The organism is Methanoculleus sp. 10, from assembly GCF_913757945.1.
In the GTDB taxonomy this organism is placed as follows: Archaea; Halobacteriota; Methanomicrobia; order Methanomicrobiales; family Methanoculleaceae; genus Methanoculleus.
Genome location: NZ_CAJYDP010000013.1, coordinates 36,190 through 52,142 on the forward strand (window position 1 = coordinate 36,190; position 15,953 = coordinate 52,142).

Genomic DNA, 15,953 nt, shown 5'->3' on the forward strand with positions numbered 1-15,953 from the left:
AGGACCGGGTGTGCATATGCCTCTCCGGGAAAAGGTTAATACCCACGATAGAAAAGAACGGCCCGGCATGGAAGGCACGGGAAAGGAGGTGAAGATCGCCCGGGTCCTCATCACCATATCGGTGATCTTCGGGCTCTTTGCGGTTGTGACGCTCCTCGTTATCGGGATCGGCGGCTTTCCGGGGAGGACCGGCATTCCCGGCGCCTTCCCGGGGCTTGCGCTCCTCCTTGCCGCAGTCAAGGCTGCCGGGACCGGGTTTGGGCTTGCGGCGTACCGGACGATCACCCGGGGCGACCTCCGGAGGGCCGGGCGATACGCCCTCGCCGCAAGCCTCCTTCCGCCCCTCGACCTGATCGCGCTCTTCGCCGGGCTGCTCGCCCTCTTTCCGCACAGGAGGCGGGGCGGGGTGATCCAGGATCCGAACGCCGGCAGCGGGCCGCGTATCGTCTCCTGGAACGTCACGGCCCGGTGCAACCTCGCCTGCGCCCACTGCTACATCGATGCGGACGGGCGCGGCTCCCCCGGCGACCTCGACACCGCCGAAGGTATGACCCTGATCGACCAGATCGCCGCCGTCGGCCGGCCGATCCTGGTCCTCAGCGGAGGCGAACCGCTCCTCCGCCCCGATATCTTCGACCTCGCCGGGTATGCCGCCGGGCGCGGACTTCGGGTTGCCATGGGCACGAGCGGCGTCCTCGTCACCGATGCCGTCGCGGGCCGGGTACGGGATGCCGGTATCCGGAAGGTGGCGGTCAGCCTCGATTCCACGGACCCGGGGGTTCACGACGCCTTCCGGGGCGTCAGCGGCGCCTGGGAGAGGGCGGTCGGCGGTATCCGCGCTCTCCGGAGAGCGGGCGTCCCCGTCCAGATCCACACGGCGGTCAACGGGTCTGACGCCGGCGAAGTCGACAGGGTCATCGCGTTCGGGAAGAACCTCGGCGTCCGCGACTACCAGTTCTTCTTTCTGGTCCCGACGGGCCGGGGGGAAGACCTCGCCGGTATCCCGCCGGAGGCCCATGAGGCGGCGATCGGGCGCATCCTCGCGCACGCCCGGGAACCGGGGCTCTCGGTCCGGCCGACCTGCGCCCCGCAGTTCGTGCGGGTGGCCGCCCGGATGGGGCTTGACCCTTCACGGTGGGGCAGGGGGTGCATCGCCGGCACCGGGTACTGCCGGATCGCCCCGGCCGGGGACGTCACGCCCTGCCCGTACCTGCCCGTCCCGGCCGGGAACGTCCGAAAGAAGGCTTTCGGCGATATCTGGCACGGCTCCGACCTCCTTGCCGCGCTCCGCGACCCCGACCGTCTCGGGGGGAAGTGCGGCCGGTGCGAGTACCGCCGGGCCTGCGGCGGGTGTCGTGCGCGGGCCTACGGGGTCAGGCGCCGGCGCGGCGATGCCTGCGGCGGCCCGGTGCACCCCGGCGCCCCGGACGGCGATATCCTGGCGGAAGACCCCTGCTGCCCCTACGAACCGGGGCAGGGAGAGATGAAGCATGATTTACCGGCACCTGGATACCCTTGATCGGCAACTCCTTGAGATATTGCAGGACGACTTTCCCCTGGCCCCGCGGCCCTGGCGCGAGATCGGGCACCGTCTCGGCGTACCGGAGGCCGAGGTGCTCCGGCGGGTGCGACGGCTCACCGACGAGGGCATCGTCCTGACCGTCTCGCCGGTCCTTGAGTCGGCGCGGATCGGCCTTGTGGCCTCCACGCTCGTCGGCATGCGGGTCCCGCCGGACCGGGTGGACGAGTCTGCGTCGGTCATCAACCGGGAACCCGGAGTCTCGCACAACTACCTCCGGGACCACGACTACAACCTCTGGTTCACGCTCGCTGCTCCTGACGGCGCTGCCCTGCGCCGAACGGTGGACAATATCGCCGCCCGGGCCGGCATCTCCCCGGCCGACCTCCTCGACCTGCCTGCGATGCGGCGGTTCAAGATCGGCGTCCGGTTCCGGTTCTTCCCGGACGGCGGCGGGGAGGACGGCATATGAACGATCGTGACCGTGCTCTCCTCCTCAGGCTCCTCGCGGGCGTTCCGCTGGTGGAGGAGCCCTACCGGGCGATTGCGGCGGAACTCGGCATGACGGAGGCGGAGGTGATCGCCCGGACCGAAGCCCTCCTCTCCCGGGGCATCATCCGGCGGTTCGCGGTGCGGGTCGACCACCGAAAGGCCGGCATCCTGGTCAACGCCATGGTCGCGTGGCGGGTGCCGCCCGGAGACGTGGCGCGGGTGGCGGAGGTCATGGCCCGGTTCCCGGAGGTGACGCACTGCTACGAGCGTGCCGTTGTCCCCGGCCGGTGGGACTACAACCTCTATGCCGTCCTGCACGGCCGGTGTCGCGCCGAGGTCGACCGCTCTATTGCCCAACTCTCCCGGGCGGCCGGCATCGCCGACTACACGGTCCTCGTCAGCACCCGGGAACTGAAACGCACACCCCCGGGGCTTGCGCTCCTCCTGCAGGAGGGGGTCCGGTGATCCGGTTCACGCGCCTCGTGCACGGGGAAGGACCGGTCAGCGGTCCTGCGGCGGAGCATAGCGCTCTTGCGTTTACGGAGGGGCGCCGCGGACCGGTGGTCTTCTGGAACATCACCGCGAGGTGCAACCTCGCCTGCACGCACTGCTACCTCCGGTCCGGGCCCGGCCGGTGGCGGGAGGGCGAGCTGACGACGGACGAGGCGATCGCCCTCATCGATGACCTCGCTGTGGCGGGTGTCCCGCTCCTTCTCTTCTCGGGCGGGGAACCGCTGGTGCGGGAGGACTTCTGGACCCTCGCGTTGCACGCCAAAAAGCGCGGCATCCCCGCGGTCCTGAGCACCAACGGGACTCTCCTCACCCCGGACGTCGCTCGAAGGCTCCGGGACGCCGGGATAGGGTATGCCGGGATATCCCTCGACGGCGCAACGGCGACGACCCATGACGCGTTCCGCGGCGTGCCGGGGAGTTTCGACCGTTCGGTGCAGGCGCTGAAGCACTGCGTCGACGCGGGCCTCCGGTGCGGCGTCCGGTTCACGGTCACGAAGAGGAACCACGACGAACTCGGGCGTCTGATCGCGCTTTCGCGGGCGCTCGGGGTGCACCGGTTCTGCGTCTACTGGCTCGTCCCGAGCGGGCGGGGAGGCGACGTCCACGCCGACCTGCAGGTCGCGCCCGGGGAGGTGCGGGCGGTCCTCGACCTGATCTACCGGGAGACCATCCGGACCGATCCGGCGGCGATGGAGTTCCTGACCGTCGACGCTCCCCAGGATGGCGCCTGCCTGCTTGAGAGGCTGCACGGCGACGGCAGCCCGGCATACGACCGGGCATACCGCCTCCTTGCCCGCATGGGCGGGTGCAGCGCCGGGAAGCGGGTGGCGAATATCGACCCCTCCGGAAACGTCTACCCCTGTCAGTTCGCGCAGTTTGAGGAGTTCTCGGCGGGCAACATACGGGACCGGCCGTTCAGCGATCTCTGGAACGACCCCGGCAACAGGGTTCTCGCGGCGTTCCGGGTGGGCGAGGCACATCCCGGGAGCCCGTGCGGCACCTGCGACCGGCAGGAGGTCTGCGGTACTGGGTGCAGGGTCCGGGCCTACGTCCGGAGCGGCGATCTCGACGGCGGTGACCCGCTCTGCCTCCGGCAGGGGTGATCCTGCCGGGGGGCAATGTATAAATAGCACGTGCGTTATGGTCTCCCGTATGAGGCCTAACGTAATCCTTCTCGTAGCGCTCCTTGTCGTGAGCGCCGGTGTTCTGGCCGCGGGGTGCACCATACCGGGCGGAAACGTCACACCGCCGACGGCCCCGCCGACCGGGACCGAAACACCGTCTGTTACGGAGACGACAACCGCCGGGACCGAAACCCCTGCCGCCACGGCGACGACGGCGGCGACCGTCACAACGGCAGCGACCACAACCACCGGGACACCGTCCGCCACGGCGACGACGGCAGGAGCAAACGTCACAACAGCGGCGACCACCGCAGCAGCGGGCGGCAAGACTGCGACCGTTGACCTGACCGCCGAGAACATCAAGTTCGACAAGAGCACGATCACAGTGCCAGCGGGAGCGGCGGTGACGGTGAACTTCAACAACAAGGACTCGGGCGTCCCGCACAACTTCGCTGTCTACACCGACTCCTCCGCGAGCCAGAATATCTTTAAGGGCGACATCGTCACCGGCCCGGCGACGACCACCTACACCTTCACCGCGCCCGCGACACCCGGCACCTACTTCTTCCGCTGCGACGTCCATCCCCAGCAGATGACCGGCGATTTCGTCGTGCAGTGAGGGGAACTCCCCCCTCATCCCCACCAGGCGTAACCTTTATACGTTCAGATCCCCATGCCCGGACCGTCGGGGATGATGATGCAGGCCGGGGGAACGCCGCCAGCATCCGGCGAGTATGATACACGTGGCGATCTCAGGAAGATCGCCGGGATCCTGGTCGCGCTTGCGCTCTTCATCGTCGTCCTCTACGGTTACATCATACCCCTGCAGGGGGGACTCATATCCTCAACAGCGATACGGGCCGGCGACCTCGCGGGCGCCGAACCCCGGTTCCAGGAGCAGATACCGATCCAGGAGGTCGACCTCGGGGCCTCCGGTCGGTCGATCTTCATCGCGTTCGTGATGCTCACCCACATCCTCTTTGCGAACCTGCACCTCGGGGGCGCCTGGGTGCTCCTCTCGCTCGTCATCCTCTACCTCGTCTCCCGGGAAGAGCGCTACAGCCGTCTCGGGAAATCCGTGGCGCTCTTCAACGTCATCCTCTTCTCGGCCGGGGCGACCTTCGCAGCGACGGGGGTGCTCTTCTTCATCGCGCTCTACCCGGCGTTCGCCACGCAGGCGTTCCACATCTACTGGTGGCCGCTCCTCGTTGAGGCGATCCTCTTCGGGGTCGAGATCTTCTTCGTCTATACCCTCTGGTTCACCTGGGCGAGGGTCGGGGCGGCCTGGCACGTCCTCCTTGCCGTCGGCTACCCGGTCTCGATCTTCTTCCAGACTCTCGCGATCGACACCCTCGTCTCGGGATGCTGACGCCGGGCGCAAAGACCATCACCTGGGGAGCGCCCGGCCTCCTCGGCATGCCGTGGGCCGAGTACCTGCTCTGGTGGTTCAACGCCACCCTCTGGCCGCTCCAGTTCCACCGGGTCGCCGCCGCAACCTCCTTCTTCGGGTTCCTGCTCGCGTTCCTCGCGATGCTCCACTTCCGCGACCGGACCGACCCGCCGTCGAAGAATACTGGGACTGGGTAGGCTCGTTCGGCATCCTCTGGGGGCTCGCTCGGCCTCATCGTCCAGCCGCTCCTCGGCCTGTGGTATATGTACTCCATATTCACACACCAGAACCAGGCCTTCACCAACATCATGACCGGGCCGCGGGCGTGGGAGATGCTCATGATGGTCGGCCTGCTCTCGCTCCTCATCGTCACCGTCTCGGTCTACTTCATCGAGCGGCGAGAGCGTCTCCTCGTCCGGCTCGGGCGGCACGGCATCAGGAACCTCTTCCGGGCGTTCGCCGTCATCGCCGGGGCGGCGGGGCTCGTCCTCGTCCAGCCGGCGTGGCTTGGGGGGATCATGCAGTTCGACCCCGGGGCATGGTCTAACCCGCTTGGGCTCATGTACTACAAGCACATCGCCCTCCTCGTCCTGATAACCATCGGCGCCGCCATCATCGGCATCGACCTCCTGGTGCTCCGCGGGCGCCGGGACGAGGAGTGGGGCAACCTCTCCCGGGCGTCGCGGATGGCGGCGCTCATTGCAGGCGTGCTCGGCTCCTGGATCGTCATCGTCATGGGGATATGTCCGGGAGTCGGCGCGCTCCCCGTGGTTGTTCTATAAGATCGTCCCCGTGCCCGGGGGACAGACCTACCCGACGCCGGTGCCGGCCTACCAGATCTTCGCGCTCTGGCTGATCATCCTCGCCCTGGTCTTTGCGGTCTTCTGGTTCACGTCAAGGGTGACGTCCTACCACCCGGAGCGGGAGGAGGAGGTATGAACCGGAGACGGGACCGGGCGCTGACCTACATCATGTGGGTCGCGATCGCGGTCTACATCGGGATCGCGATCTACGTCTTCTGGCACTTCGGGTTCACGAAACTTCCCCCGCCGATTTAGAGGAGGTACAGGAATGGTTGCACGAGAAACAAGGGTGGCGGAAGAGGGGTCCGGAAGAAGGCTCTCCCTCATATCCGCGGTCATCATAGCGATCGTGGCCTACCTCATCTTCCTCTCGGTTGTCATCGTCCCGCTCCAGGGTGGGGCGATACCCTCGACAGACATCCTTGCGAGCAATCTCAGCGAGAGCACCGCCCACTACGCCACGTCCGGTATCCCGGTTCAGGACGTCGATATCGGCAACATGGGCCGCTCCGCCGTCATCGCATTCACCATGCTGATCCATATCGTCTTTGCGAACCTGCACGTCGGGGGCGCCTGGGTCATCGCGGTCACGACGCTCCTCTACTTCCGTTACCAGCGCATGCGCTACAAGAACCTGGCCCGGTCGCTCACGCTCTTTACTCTCATCCTCTTCTCGGCGGGGTCGACGTTTGCAGCCGGCGGGATGATGGCCCTCATCGCGCTCTTCCCTGACCTCTCCATGAACGTCTTTCATCTCTATTGGTGGCCGATCTTCGCGTACTTCCTCCTCTACGGGGTCGTCATCATCTTGCTCTTCACCTTCTGGTTCGCCTGGGACCGGATCAGGCCGGGCGTGCATCTCGCGATCGGGTTCGGCTACGCGGTCAGCGTCTTTATCCAGACCGTCACCATCGATACGCTTGCCGCCGGTATGCTGACGCCGGGTGTTAAGTCGTTCTCCTTCACCGGGGCAGGATTGCTCCCGATGACGCTTGACCAGGCGATGGCGCTCTGGTTCAACCCGACCCTCTGGGAACTCACCTTCCACCGGGTCGCCGCCGCCATCGCCTTCTTTCGGGTTCCTGATCACGACGCTTGCGACCATCCACTACATCGACCAGAAAGACTTCGCCGCCAAGAAGCAGTGGGACTGGGTGGCGGCCTACGGGATCGCCTGGGGGCTTGCGGGGCTGATCATGCAGCCGATCCTCGGGCAGCTCTACATGACCGCCATCCAGAAGAACGCGCCCTCCGCCTTCATGATGATCATGCACGGCCCCCGGGCCTGGGCGATGCTCATGATGGTGACGCTTCTTGCCGGCCTCTTTCTGACCATCGGGACCTACTTCCTCACCCGGCGGGACCAGCTCCTCTCCCGGCCCGAGAACCGCACCATCCGGACGATCTTCAAAGGGTTCCTGGTGCTGACCGCCGTCGCCGGGTTCATCCTCGTCCAGCCGGCCTGGCTCGGGACGCTCTTCATCGACGACCCCGGGGCCTGGATCAACCCGCTTGGCGGGATGCCGCTGAAGTACGTCGCCCTCTTCGTGATGGCGGCGATCGGTGCCGCGATCGTCATGCTCGACGTCATCGTCCTGACGAGCGAGGAGAAGGAAGGGCAGTGGGGATACCTCACCCGGGGCTCGATCGTCGCCGCCTTCGCGGCCGGTATCCTCGGGACGGCGATCGTGAACGTCATGGGGTTCGTGCGGGAGTCGGCACGCGCACCCTGGACCTTCTACCAGATCATCCCCGTCCCGGGCGGTCAGGCCTACGCGACCCCCCTCCCCCTGCCGGCGATCGCCACGGTCTGGGTGATCGTGCTCGCGCTCTCGTGGGTGGTCTTCTGGTACGTCGCGAAGGTGACGGCATACCACCCGACGGACGAAGGATCCGTCTGACCGATAGGGCGGAAATTCCCGGCAGGATGACCGCATTCCGCAAATCTCGTCCCCCTATGCCCGGGATGATGTCAGGTGATCCGACATAACCATTATCTGTTCTCGTGTCATCTCCGGACCCGCATGACAAAAGTTACCCTTGTCATAGCATCCCTCCTCGTCCTCGCACTCGTCGCGGGCGCGGGCGCACAGGTGGGATTGAGCAACACCAGCGGCACCAACGAGAGTTCAAACCAGACGACAGGAAGTATGCAGAACGTCACCGGCAACGCAACGGATCTCACCAATGCGGGTGCCCCGCAGGCAGTGAAGTTCGAGAACAACACCACGGTAACGACGTTCGGGGAAGTCCCCGGATTCGTTCCGAACGTGAGCCTGAAACTTGTCGCGCAGAACTTCACCACCGCGCCGATGATGGTTACAACGGCGCCGGGTGATGAGACCGGCCGGCTCTTTGTCGTGGACCAGATCGGCGTGGTGAAGATCGTCGACGCGAACGGGACCGTCGCCACGGAACCGTTCCTGGACCTCCGGGATAAGATGGCAAACCTCACCCCGAGGTACGACGAGCGCGGCCTGCTCTCCATCGCGTTCCACCCCGATTACCAGACCAACGGTAAGGTCTACGCGTTCTACAGCGCACCTCTAAGGCCCGAGGCCCCCGAGGGATGGAGCTGCACCAACCACATCTCCGAGTTCCAGGTCGACCCCGAGAACCCGAATGCGGTGAACACCTCATCCGAGAAAGTCCTGATGTACATCGACAAGTCGTACGAGAACCACAACGGCGGCCAGCTTGCCTTCGGCCCCGCCGACGGCTACCTCTACATATCGGTCGGTGACATCGGGAAGGCGGACGACGTCGGGAACGGGCATACCCCCGGTATCGGGAACGCCCAGGACCTCACGAAGATCTACGGCAAGATCCTCAGGATCGACGTGGACAGCACCACCGGGGGCATGCCCCAGCAGAATGCGACCGCAACGATGACCGCGACCGGGAACATGAGCGTCAACCGGACCGAGAACCCGCCCGAGCCGACGTGGACGACGTTTGCCGGCAGCCTCTACGGTATACCGCCCGACAACCCGTTCGTGGGGACCCAGCCCAGGATCCTCGACACCTATGCCTACACCTCCGTTCCGCCCGAAATCTACGCCTACGGGTTCCGCAACCCCGCCTACATGTCCTTTGACTCCGGCGGCAGCAACGCGCTCTTCATCTCGATGGCGGGCCAGAACCTCTTTGAGTCCGTCTTAGTTGTTGTGAATGGCGGGAACTACGGCTGGAACATCCGCGAAGGCACCCACTGCTTCGACCCGAACGCCACCACGGCCCCCGGGAAGTCCTGCAGCATCACTGGACTCCAGGGCGAACCCCTGATCGGCCCCATCGTCGAGTTCGGGCATGACGTCGGCAACGTGATCGTCGGCGGACAGGTCTACCGCGGCACCGAGCTGCCGGACTTCACGGGGAAGTACGTCTTCGGCTCCTGGAGCTCACCCAACAACTATGTGACGCCCAACGGCACGCTCTTTGTGGCCACGCCCCCGAGCGGCTGGAACGAGAGTATGCTTCCTGCCTCGGCGAAGGACCTCACACCGGAGGAGAACGCCATGTGGACTCTCCAGAAGCTGAACGTTGTCGGCATGCCCAACAACGAAAGTTCGGATCTGGGCCTGTTCGTCCGCTCGATCAACCAGGGCAGCGATAACGAGCTCTACCTGCTGACCAACACCGTCGGCGGTCCTGACAACTCCACACAGACCGGCAGCCTCTGGAAGTTCGTGCCGCCGCAGAATGCGACGACCGGAAACGCAACGGCGACCACAGTGACAACTGGAGCGGGGACCACCCCCTCCTCCTATTCTGCCGGGGCGCCCGATTATAGCCAGATCGGGGGTCTCCTCCAGCCGCCCGCCCAGAACCGGACCGTCTGGGATCTCCTCCAGGCGACCGAGGGGGCCATTCCCTTCGAGGAGACACCCGTCTACGGCAACTTCACGATCTTCATCGATCTCCTCCAGACGACGGGGGTGAACCGGCTCCTCCAGAGCAACGAGTCGTACACCGTCTTTGCCCCGACCGACGGGGCGTTCGCAGACCTCCCCCCCGGCGAGCGGAGTGCTCTGCTCGGGACGGCGGGCAGCCAGCCGGGTCAGGCCGGGACGGTCAACCGCACCGCGATCGCCCTGAACCATATCGTGCCGGGATCGTACACTGAGAGCGCCCTCCAGAACGCGACCACGCTCGTCACCCTTGCGGGGAGCAACCTCACCGTGAATGCAACCGGCGGCGAGATCCGGGTTGACAACGCCACGATCATCATCCCCGACCTCGTCGCTAAAAACGGAGTCATCCAGGGTATCGACCGGGTACTGCTCCCGAGCGGTACAGACGGGGCAGCAAACCTCTCCTGACCGCACCGCAAGGTACTCCCTTCCCACAACCGAGGGTCGCCAGAACGTGGATCGCCCTTGCCGTCGGGCTATTCTTGCTTCCCGGCGCCGTATCCGCCGCGGTCAACGCGACATGTCGTGGGTGGTCTTCGGGTGCGTCGCGAAGGTGACGGCATACCACCCGGCGGACGAAGGATCCGTCTGACCGGCAGGGCGGAAATCCCCGGCAGAGTGACCGCGCTCCCCAAATCCCGTCCCCATATGCCCGGGATAACGTCGGGTGATCCGGCATAACCATTATCTATTCTCGTATCATCTCCGGACCCGCATGACAAAAGTTACCCTTGTCATAGCATCCCTCCTCGTCCTCGCACTCATCGCGGGTGCGGGCGCACAGGTGGGAGTGAGCAACACCAGCGGCACCAACGAGAGTTCAAACCAGACGACAGGAAGTATGCAGAACGTCACCGGCAACGCAACGGACCTCACCAATGCCGCGTCCACGTTTGCCGCGACGTTCGAGAACAACGCGTCCCGGACGAACCTGGCACCCATCCCGAGTTTTACAGCCGATATTGGCCTTGAGCTCGTCGCGCAGAACTTCACCTCGCCCATGATGGTCACGTCGCCCGACGACGGGACGGGAAGGCTCTTCGTCGTGGACCAGATCGGTGTGGTGTGGATCGTCGATCCGAACGGAACCACGCTCTCCGAGCCGTACCTGGACCTCCGGGGCAACCTTGCAGACCTCAGCCCGACCTACGACGAGCGCGGCCTGCTCTCCATCGCGTTCCACCCTGATTACCGGACCAACGGCAAGGTCTACGCGTTCTACAGCGCACCTCTAAGGCCCGAGGCCCCCGAGGGATGGAGCTGCACGAACCACATCTCCGAGTTCCAGGTCGACCCCGAAAACCCGAATGCGGTGAACGTCTCCTCTGAGAAGGTCCTGATGTACATCGACAAGCCCTACCAGAACCACAACGGCGGCCAGCTCGCTTTCGGCCCCGCCGACGGTTACCTCTACATATCGCTCGGGGACGGCGGGAAGGCGAACGACGTCGGGAACGGGCATACCCCCGGCATCGGGAACGCGCAGGACCTCACGAAGATCTACGGTAAGATCCTCAGGATCGACGTGGATACCGTCACCGCCGGGGGCATGCCCCAGCAGAATGCGACTGCAACGATGACCGCGACCGGGAACATGAGCGTCAACCGGACCGAGAACCCGCCCGAGCCGACGTGGACGACGTTTGCCGGCAGCCTCTACGGCATACCGCCCGACAACCCGTTCGTGGGGACCCAGCCCAAGATCCTCGACACCTATGCCTACACCTCCGTTCCGCCCGAGATCTACGCCTACGGGTTCCGGAACCCCGCCTACATGGCCTTTGACTCCGGCGGCAGCAACGCGCTCTTCATCGGCGAGGCAGGCCAGAACCTCTTTGAGGAGGTGGACATCGCCTTGAACGGCGGGAACTACGGCTGGCATATCCGCGAGGGCACCCACTGCTTCGACCCGAACGCCACCACGGCCCCCGGGAAGTCCTGCACCATCACCGGACTCCAGGGCGAGCCGCTGATCGGCCCCATCTTCGAGGGCGGCCATGACCTCGGCCTCGTCGTCGTCGGCGGCAACGTCTACCGCGGGACCACCGTCACCGGGCTTGATGGCAGGTACCTCTTCGGCTACTGGAGCGACAGCCGGACTGTGGGGAACGGCACCATCCTCGCCGCTACACCCCCGACTGGGTGGGCCGAGGGGGCGCTGCCAGAGACCGCCGCGAGCCTGACGCCGGAAGAGAACGCCATGTGGGACGTCCAGACGGTCAACATCATCGCCCGGAATAACGAGACCCTGGGCGCGTTCCTGCGCGGGTTCGGCGAGGACACCAACCGGGACATGTACGTGCTGACAAACGACGTGGGAGGGCCCGATCCATCCACCAGCACCGGCAAACTCTGGAAGATCGTGCCGCCCACCGCCGTCACTCCGGCCCCGGCGACGGCGACGCCCACAGTCACGCAGACCGCAGCGGGGAACCAGACCCAGAACATGACAGAGAACCAGACCGGCACCATGGCCGCAGGAGGGGGAATGGGAGCGGGTGCGACCCTCCCCTCCTTCCTCTCCTCACCGGACCCCGCCGGGAACATCATGGAGGTCCTTTTGTCGACCGAGACCAGCATCCCTCTCGAGGAGAGCCCCGCGTTCGGGAACTTCACCCTGTTTACGGGCCTCCTTCAGTCGACGGGCGTCGCCGCCACGCTTGAGGGTCCGGGGCCGTATACGGTGTTTGCCCCGACCGATGCCGCATTTGCCCGGATGGATCCCGATCTGCGCGAGCCGATCCTGAACGGTTCTGCGAACAGCACGGAGGTCGTGCTCTACCATATCGTGAACGGTTCCTACACGCTCGCTGATCTTTCGAACGTCCCGACGCTCCAGACCCTGCAGGGCGGGAACCTTACCGTGAACGCTACCGGCGCGGTTGTCATGGTGAACAACGCCACGGTCGCGATCCCCGACCTCATGGCCGACAACGGCGTTATCCAGGGTATCGATACTGTCCTCATCCCGCCAGAGGCCTGATCCGCGCTCCCTACAAAACCGGCCTTACCCGAAGCATTTATGCCTTTTGTGCCGCTCTTACCCCTGTCATCCCGGATGACGGGTGTGCATGATGTACCAGCAGATCTTCGTAGGTGTGGACGGTTCCCCCTGCTCCGACCTTGCGGGGGAAGCGGCCCTGGCTTTTGCCGCGGCCACCGGCAGGGGCAGGTGCACCGGCTGCCATGTGTATGCCGCCCGGATGCACCGGCAACGTTTTGAGGATATGGAACCCGGCCTCCCGGAGCGCTACCAGGAAGAGGAACGGCTCGGTTCTCTGCGGGCGACGCACGACGACCTGATATCCGGGGGTATGGCGCTCATATCGGATGCCTACCTCGCGCCGCTGGCGGCGAAGGCCGCAGGACGGGGCGTCCCCTTCGAACCGGTCACGACCGAAGGAAGGGGATACGTCGAGGTCCTCCGCCTCATCCAGGAGCATCGGCCGGATCTTACGGTGCTCGGCGCGACCGGGCACGGGCAGACGCCGGAGGTGCCCCTCGGGAGCCTGGCCGAACGGGTGCTCCTGCATGCCGGCACGAGGGATCTCCTGCTGGTGCGGCGGCCGTGGGACCTGAAGGACCGGCCGGTCGTCGTGGGCGTGGACGGGAGCGACGCAAGTTACGCGGCCCTGCACCGTGCGGCCGCCATCGCCGCCGCCTTCGACGCGCCGCTTGAGGCGGTGGCCGTCTACGACCCGTTCTTCCATACCGCCGTCTTCCCGGTCATCGCCGGTGTCCTGCCGGAGGAGGCTCAGCGCCGGTTCAACTTCCCGGCTCAGGAGCGCCTCCACGATGAGATCATCGACCGGGGCCTTGAGCACCTCTACCGGCGGAACCTGGAACGCGGGGCGGCCCTCGCGCGAACCCTGGGCGCCCGCGTCCATACGGCTGTCGTCGCCGGCAGGGTCTGCCCGCAGGTGCACCACTATGCCGCAGTCAGGGGGGCGGGGCTCCTCGTCCTCGGGCGCTACGGGTTGCACCGGGAGGAGGAGTCGCTGATCGGGTCGAACACCCTGAGCCTTGCCCGGATGAGTACCACAAACGTCCTCGTCGTCGCGCCGCCGGAGACCCCGGTCGCAGTGCCGGATCTCCCTATCGACGCGATACCCTGGACGCCGGAGGCGGAGGCCCTCCTCTCGCGGGTGCCGCCGTTTGCGCGGAGGATGGCGCGAGTGGCGGTCGAAGAGCATGCCCGGGAGGGGGGCCTCTCCCGGGTCACGGAGAGCACCGTCCGGGACGTGGCCCGGCGATCAGGGATGGGGGGCGATCAGGGTGCAGGTCCCTGATGCCCGGGTGGTCGTCTTTGCCCGGACAAAGAGGTTTGCCCCGGACTTTCACCGGCATATCCTGCGGGGGAAGATCGTGGGGCAGACCGTCCGCCCGGGCGACCGGGTCCTCGTCTACGAGGTCGCGGAGACCATCCCCGAGGGGGCGGTGCGGGTCACCCGGTCCACCCTCCTTGAGTTCCGGTGATGACGGAATGGTTGTCGCCCTGCGGGACGTGGAGAAACGGTTCGGCTCCGTCCGGGCGCTCGACAGGGTCACGCTCGACGTAGGGGAAGGGGAGATCCTCGGTCTCCTCGGGCCCAACGGGTCGGGGAAGTCCACCCTGTTGAAGGTCATCGCCCGCCTCACCCCGCCCGACGAAGGGACCGTTACGCTCCCGGCGAACGGGCGTGCGATGATGCGCCGCACCGGGATGCTCTTTGACCATACCGCCCACTGGGAGACGCTCACCGGCTACGAGAACGCCTGGTTCTTCGCCCGTTCCTACGGCATGGACCCGGCGGCGGCGCGTGAGCGGCTTGAATCCCTCTTCGGACTCTTCGATCTTTTGGAGCGGTGGGGCGACCCGGTCTCTACATACTCCTATGGGATGCGGCGGAAACTCGGGCTCATCGAGGCCCTGGCGCACGAACCCTCCCTCATCCTGCTGGACGAACCCTCGATCGGCCTGGACTACCGGGCGCGGATCACCCTTGCCGGGCTCCTCCGCGCGGCGGCCCGGCGGGGTGCCGCGGTCGTCTTCTCCACAAACGACGTGAACGAGGCGGCAGGCCTCGCCCACCGTGTCGCCCTCCTCGACCGGGGCCGCCTCCTCGTCTCAGGGGAGCCGTCCGCGCTCGTCCGGTCGCTCGGTGCGAGGGTGACGATCGAACTCCGACTGAAGGGGCCGGTCGATCCCCGGCCGCTCAGCGAGGTCCCCGGCGTCGAGGGCGTGGGCGCACAGGAGCGGGAGGACGGGTTTTGCGTGACGGTGGTAGCCGCGCCGGATGAGTCCGGCCCCTCGTCCCTCCTCGCCCGGATCGTCCACGCGGTGGCGGGAGAGGGCGGGGTGGTCGTGGGCGCCGACCTGCGGGCTCCGGGGCTCCCGGACGTCTTTCTCGCGTATACGGGAGAGGAACCGGGTGCGCCCTGACTCGTTCTTCCAGAAGGAACTCCTTGAGGACCTCCGGGACCGCCGGGGGCTCATCCTGAAGTTCGCCCTACCGGCGGCGCTCCTGCTCCCCCTCATACTCGCCGATGTGCCCGTATCCCTGCAGGCCGCCGGCATCACGGTCGCCGTGGTCTTCTCCGGGGTTTTTGGGTCGTCGATCGGGCTCGTCCGCCTCCGCGAGAGCGGTATGCTGGAACGGATGGCCATGCTGCCCGTCTCCCCCCGCCGGCTGACCGCCGGGTACGTCTTCGCAAACGCCCTCCTTGATCTGGCGCAGGTCGCCGTCCCCCTCGCCGTCTTCCTGCTCGTCCACCCGCCGGCCCCGGCGGGGGTAGTTTATGCGGCTGTATCGTTCGCCTCCGCCGTGGTTGCGGCGAACGCCCTCGGCGTTCTGGCGGCGGCTGTCCCGGGCTCGTCCGGCGAGGGGCACCTCTACGCGATTGTTACGGTCATGGCCGCCATCGCCTTCTCCGGGCTCATCGCGCCCGCCCCGTACACGCAGGGGCTCCTCCCGTTCTGGTACCTCTACGCGGCGCTCCTCACCACCCCCGGGGCATTCGCCCTCGCCCCGGTTCTCGCCGCTCTCCTCCTCGGGTCCGTGCTCACGGTTTCGCCGTGGCTGTTTGGGAGAACCGGAGGGTGAGAGGACCGAAGGTCCGGGCGGGCATGAACACATGCCCGGGAGGAGGGCAACCATTAAGCCTTCTCGACCACCGGGAGGATCCGGACCACCCCCGGGTATTGCCGTCCCGGGGGTG

At 66.4% G+C, this 15,953-nt stretch carries 18 protein-coding genes; 17 read left to right on the forward strand and 1 reads right to left on the reverse strand.

Translation table 11 applies throughout. The features are described from left to right. Positions 1–67: 67 nt before the first annotated feature. The 12 genes from QZ408_RS14145 to QZ408_RS14200 all read left to right on the forward strand — a co-directional run bounded on the left by QZ408_RS14145 (position 68) and on the right by QZ408_RS14200 (position 10,163). Positions 68–1,519 (forward strand): radical SAM protein, encoded by a 1,452-nt coding sequence (locus tag QZ408_RS14145; RefSeq protein ID WP_292492520.1) that lies wholly within the window; start codon positions 68–70, stop codon positions 1,517–1,519. Further along, positions 1,491–1,991 (forward strand): AsnC family transcriptional regulator, encoded by a 501-nt coding sequence (locus QZ408_RS14150; protein ID WP_292492523.1) that lies wholly within the window; start codon positions 1,491–1,493, stop codon positions 1,989–1,991. Before QZ408_RS14145 ends, QZ408_RS14150 begins: the two co-directional genes overlap by 29 nt. Continuing rightward, positions 1,988–2,476: an Lrp/AsnC family transcriptional regulator gene (locus tag QZ408_RS14155; RefSeq protein WP_292492525.1), complete on the forward strand. Its 489-nt coding sequence runs from the start codon at positions 1,988–1,990 to the stop codon at positions 2,474–2,476. The genes QZ408_RS14150 and QZ408_RS14155 overlap by 4 nt, the downstream gene beginning before the upstream one ends. Continuing rightward, the gene (locus tag QZ408_RS14160) at positions 2,473–3,627 is read left to right on the forward strand and encodes a radical SAM protein (protein WP_292492528.1); all 1,155 of its coding nucleotides are present in this window, start codon (positions 2,473–2,475) and stop codon (positions 3,625–3,627) included. The genes QZ408_RS14155 and QZ408_RS14160 overlap by 4 nt, the downstream gene beginning before the upstream one ends. 49 nt (positions 3,628–3,676) lie before the next feature. Beyond that, complete coding sequence (locus tag QZ408_RS14165) at positions 3,677–4,267, forward strand: cupredoxin domain-containing protein (RefSeq protein ID WP_292492530.1); 591 nt, start codon at positions 3,677–3,679, stop codon at positions 4,265–4,267. A gap of 54 nt (positions 4,268–4,321) precedes the next feature. Next, the gene (locus QZ408_RS14170; protein WP_292492533.1) at positions 4,322–5,017 is read left to right on the forward strand and encodes a cytochrome ubiquinol oxidase subunit I; all 696 of its coding nucleotides are present in this window, start codon (positions 4,322–4,324) and stop codon (positions 5,015–5,017) included. Further along, the gene (locus QZ408_RS14175; RefSeq protein WP_292492536.1) at positions 5,011–5,235 is read left to right on the forward strand and encodes a hypothetical protein; all 225 of its coding nucleotides are present in this window, start codon (positions 5,011–5,013) and stop codon (positions 5,233–5,235) included. The genes QZ408_RS14170 and QZ408_RS14175 overlap by 7 nt, the downstream gene beginning before the upstream one ends. Before the next feature lie 66 nt (positions 5,236–5,301). Beyond that, a complete protein-coding gene (locus QZ408_RS14180) occupies positions 5,302–5,820 on the forward strand; it encodes a hypothetical protein (protein WP_292492539.1) in 519 nt (172 codons plus the stop codon). Next, a complete protein-coding gene (locus QZ408_RS14185) occupies positions 5,810–5,977 on the forward strand; it encodes a hypothetical protein (protein WP_292492542.1) in 168 nt (55 codons plus the stop codon). The genes QZ408_RS14180 and QZ408_RS14185 overlap by 11 nt, the downstream gene beginning before the upstream one ends. Further along, on the forward strand, positions 5,974–6,096 hold the full coding sequence (locus QZ408_RS14190; RefSeq protein ID WP_292492545.1) for a hypothetical protein: 123 nt from the start codon (positions 5,974–5,976) through the stop codon (positions 6,094–6,096). Before QZ408_RS14185 ends, QZ408_RS14190 begins: the two co-directional genes overlap by 4 nt. Positions 6,097–6,397: 301 nt before the next feature. Further along, on the forward strand, positions 6,398–7,831 hold the full coding sequence (locus QZ408_RS14960; RefSeq protein WP_365996257.1) for a cytochrome ubiquinol oxidase subunit I: 1,434 nt from the start codon (positions 6,398–6,400) through the stop codon (positions 7,829–7,831). A gap of 34 nt (positions 7,832–7,865) precedes the next feature. Then, on the forward strand, positions 7,866–10,163 hold the full coding sequence (locus QZ408_RS14200) for a fasciclin domain-containing protein (protein ID WP_292492551.1): 2,298 nt from the start codon (positions 7,866–7,868) through the stop codon (positions 10,161–10,163). A 102-nt stretch (positions 10,164–10,265) separates the two neighbouring features. Here QZ408_RS14200 and QZ408_RS14205 read toward each other — a convergent pair whose 3' ends face one another. Continuing rightward, on the reverse strand, positions 10,266–10,403 hold the full coding sequence (locus QZ408_RS14205; RefSeq protein WP_292492554.1) for a hypothetical protein: 138 nt from the start codon (positions 10,401–10,403) through the stop codon (positions 10,266–10,268). A 67-nt stretch (positions 10,404–10,470) separates the two neighbouring features. Here QZ408_RS14205 and QZ408_RS14210 point away from each other — a divergent pair, with 67 nt between their 5' ends. From QZ408_RS14210 to QZ408_RS14230, 5 genes are all read left to right on the forward strand, one after another. Beyond that, positions 10,471–12,738 carry a fasciclin domain-containing protein gene (locus tag QZ408_RS14210; protein ID WP_292492557.1) on the forward strand — a complete coding sequence of 756 codons (2,268 nt, stop codon included), beginning with the start codon at positions 10,471–10,473 and terminating at the stop codon, positions 12,736–12,738. An 88-nt stretch (positions 12,739–12,826) separates the two neighbouring features. Continuing rightward, positions 12,827–14,044, forward strand: a complete 1,218-nt coding sequence (locus QZ408_RS14215) for a universal stress protein (protein WP_292492560.1) — start codon at positions 12,827–12,829, stop codon at positions 14,042–14,044. After that, on the forward strand, positions 14,031–14,231 hold the full coding sequence (locus tag QZ408_RS14220) for a hypothetical protein (RefSeq protein WP_292492564.1): 201 nt from the start codon (positions 14,031–14,033) through the stop codon (positions 14,229–14,231). Before QZ408_RS14215 ends, QZ408_RS14220 begins: the two co-directional genes overlap by 14 nt. Before the next feature lie 7 nt (positions 14,232–14,238). Beyond that, positions 14,239–15,177, forward strand: a complete 939-nt coding sequence (locus QZ408_RS14225; RefSeq protein WP_292492567.1) for an ABC transporter ATP-binding protein — start codon at positions 14,239–14,241, stop codon at positions 15,175–15,177. Then, the gene (locus tag QZ408_RS14230; RefSeq protein ID WP_292492570.1) at positions 15,167–15,838 is read left to right on the forward strand and encodes an ABC transporter permease; all 672 of its coding nucleotides are present in this window, start codon (positions 15,167–15,169) and stop codon (positions 15,836–15,838) included. The genes QZ408_RS14225 and QZ408_RS14230 overlap by 11 nt, the downstream gene beginning before the upstream one ends. The last annotated feature ends 115 nt before the right edge of the window (positions 15,839–15,953 follow it).

Coding starts and splice junctions, on each gene's coding strand:
- QZ408_RS14145 (WP_292492520.1), top strand. CDS start 68: ATGGAAGGCACGGGAAAGGAGGTGAAGATCGCCCGGGTCCTCATCACC.
- QZ408_RS14180 (WP_292492539.1), top strand. CDS start 5,302: ATGTACTCCATATTCACACACCAGAACCAGGCCTTCACCAACATCATG.
- QZ408_RS14150 (WP_292492523.1), top strand. CDS start 1,491: ATGATTTACCGGCACCTGGATACCCTTGATCGGCAACTCCTTGAGATA.
- QZ408_RS14210 (WP_292492557.1), top strand. CDS start 10,471: ATGACAAAAGTTACCCTTGTCATAGCATCCCTCCTCGTCCTCGCACTC.
- QZ408_RS14170 (WP_292492533.1), top strand. CDS start 4,322: ATGCCCGGACCGTCGGGGATGATGATGCAGGCCGGGGGAACGCCGCCA.
- QZ408_RS14175 (WP_292492536.1), top strand. CDS start 5,011: ATGCTGACGCCGGGCGCAAAGACCATCACCTGGGGAGCGCCCGGCCTC.
- QZ408_RS14165 (WP_292492530.1), top strand. CDS start 3,677: ATGAGGCCTAACGTAATCCTTCTCGTAGCGCTCCTTGTCGTGAGCGCC.
- QZ408_RS14155 (WP_292492525.1), top strand. CDS start 1,988: ATGAACGATCGTGACCGTGCTCTCCTCCTCAGGCTCCTCGCGGGCGTT.
- QZ408_RS14225 (WP_292492567.1), top strand. CDS start 14,239: ATGGTTGTCGCCCTGCGGGACGTGGAGAAACGGTTCGGCTCCGTCCGG.
- QZ408_RS14205 (WP_292492554.1), bottom strand. CDS start 10,403: ATGGGGACGGGATTTGGGGAGCGCGGTCACTCTGCCGGGGATTTCCGC.
- QZ408_RS14200 (WP_292492551.1), top strand. CDS start 7,866: ATGACAAAAGTTACCCTTGTCATAGCATCCCTCCTCGTCCTCGCACTC.
- QZ408_RS14190 (WP_292492545.1), top strand. CDS start 5,974: ATGAACCGGAGACGGGACCGGGCGCTGACCTACATCATGTGGGTCGCG.
- QZ408_RS14215 (WP_292492560.1), top strand. CDS start 12,827: ATGATGTACCAGCAGATCTTCGTAGGTGTGGACGGTTCCCCCTGCTCC.